Source organism: Rhodoferax sp., assembly GCF_039922535.1.
Lineage (GTDB): Bacteria > Pseudomonadota > Gammaproteobacteria > Burkholderiales > Burkholderiaceae_C > Rhodoferax_B.
The window spans coordinates 1-2035 of the sequence record NZ_JBDTEM010000168.1 but is presented as its reverse complement, the minus strand read 5'-3'; the positions used below and the strand labels follow the sequence as shown (position 1 = coordinate 2035).

The 2035-nt window shown below is 60.2% G+C and carries 3 protein-coding genes; 2 read left to right on the top strand and 1 reads right to left on the bottom strand.

What is annotated here, in order from left to right; genetic code table 11:
* The coding region (locus ABI213_RS07985; RefSeq protein ID WP_348026647.1) for a hypothetical protein at nucleotides 1-260 on the bottom strand (260 nt) is incomplete at its 3' end.
* 164 nt (nucleotides 261-424) lie between these two features.
* Between ABI213_RS07985 and ABI213_RS07980 the strand changes: the two genes are divergently transcribed.
* The gene (locus tag ABI213_RS07980) at nucleotides 425-1456 is read left to right on the top strand and encodes a TRAP transporter substrate-binding protein (RefSeq protein ID WP_348026645.1); all 1032 of its coding nucleotides are present in this window, start codon (nucleotides 425-427) and stop codon (nucleotides 1454-1456) included.
* 27 nt (nucleotides 1457-1483) lie between these two features.
* Nucleotides 1484-2035, top strand: a 552-nt coding sequence (locus tag ABI213_RS07975; RefSeq protein WP_348026649.1) for a TRAP transporter small permease, incomplete at its 3' end; no start/stop codon positions are given.

Here is a 2035-nt window from a genome sequence, read left to right as displayed (position 1 = left end):
CGCGGCAGCTTGGGGATTTGCTTGGCCAGGTCTTGCAGGTGGACCATTTCCACATCCACGCGGCCGCGCAACTGGGCTTCGGTGCTGAGCGCGTCGGCAATCATGGTGGCGCGGCGGTCGGCCTCTTCGTCCAGATCGGAGCGCCAGGCCCACACGATCACACCCGCCACCAACAGCACCGAGGCCAGCAACGGCAGGGCCCACAGTGTGCTGCGCGCCTTGCGGCGCGGCGCGGTGTGGGGGGCGGGGTGGACAGGCATGGTCGCAGTCTAGCGGTTGGATGCTTTTTTAAGGCTTAGAAACCGAGGGAAAACCCGTAATTCAACCCCCTGTAAGGCGATAAATGTGGAAGTCCACACTACCCGCCCGGCGGCCTGCAGAACACACTCCGGCCCTCACTACATTTCCATCTGGAGACACCGCCATGCATAAAATCGCCCGCCGTTCCCTGGTCCAAGCCGCTGCCGCCACCGTTGCCATCGCCGCCGCCCTGTGCGCCGCGCCTGCTGCTTTTGCGCAGGCCCCGATCGTCATCAAGTTCAGCCACGTCGTGGCTCCCGATACCCCCAAGGGCAAGGGTGCACAGCGCTTCAAAGAGCTGGCCGAAGAGCGCACCAAAGGCAAGGTGAAAGTCGAGCTGTACCCCAACAGCCAGCTGTACAAGGACAAGGAAGAGCTCGAAGCCCTGCAACTGGGTTCGGTGCAGATGCTGGCCCCGTCGCTGGCCAAGTTTGGCCCCTTGGGTGCCAAGGAATTCGAGGTGTTTGACCTGCCATTCCTGTTCAAGGACGAAGCCGCCTTCCGTGGCATTACCGAAGGCCCGTTGGGCGCAGAGCTGTTCAAAAAGCTGGAGTCCAAGGGCATCCAGGGCCTGGCTTATTGGGACAACGGTTTCCACATCATGAGCGCCAACAAGCCACTGCACACCGTGGCCGATTTCAAGGGTTTGAAGATGCGTATCCAAAGCTCCAAGGTGCTGGACGCGCAGATGCGTGCCCTGGGTGCGATTCCCCAGGTGATGGCTTTCAGCGAGCTTTACCAGGCCTTGCAATCTGGCGTGGTGGACGGCACCGAGGGCGTGCCTTCCAACTTCTACACCCAGAAGATTTTTGAAGTGCAAAAGCACATGACGATTTCCAACCACGGCCACCTGGCGTACGCGGTCATCGTGAACAAGAAGTTCTGGGACGGCCTGCCTGCGGACATTCGCACTACGCTGCAGGGCGCCATGAAGGATGCCACTACCTACGCCAATGCCATTGCCGCCACCGAAAACGTGCAGGCCATGGAGAAGATCAAGGCCAGCGGCAAGACCACCATCTACACGCCCACCGCAGCCGAGCTGAACGAGTGGAAAAAGGCGCTGATGCCGGTGCACAAAGAGATGGAGTCACGCGTCGGCAAGGCCACCATTGACGCCGCGTACAAGGCTGCTGGTTTTGTCGCGCCCAAGTAAGCCCCTCGACATTGAGAGACGATTGTGATCAACCGCTTTTTGAACCACCTGGAGGAATGGCTCATCGCCTTCCTCATCGGTGCTGCCACTTTGGTGATCTTTTTCTCGGTGGTGCACCGCTTCCTGTCGGGCGTGCCCTACATCCAGGACTACACCGTGCGCATGAACGTGAGCTGGGCACAAGAGCTGTGCATTTTCATGTTCGTGTGGATGGCCAAGTTTGGTGCCGCTTATGGCGTGCGCACCGGCATCCACGTGGGGGTGGACGTCATCATCCGCAAACTTACCGGCAAGCCCCAGCGCATGTTGATTTTGTTTGGACTGTTGGCGGGGGCTTTGTTTACCGGCACGGTGGCTTCCCTGGGGGCTAACTTTGTGTACCACATTGCCCAGACGGACCAGACCTCGGTAGACATGGAAATCCCGATGTGGTGGGTGTACCTGTGCGTGCCTCTGGGCTCGTCGCTGATGTGCTACCGCTTCCTGCAGGTAGCCTGGAATTTCGCCCACGGCGAAGACCTGCCGCACCATGACCACGGCCACGTAGAAGGCGTGGAAGACGTTGCTGCTGCCCCTGCC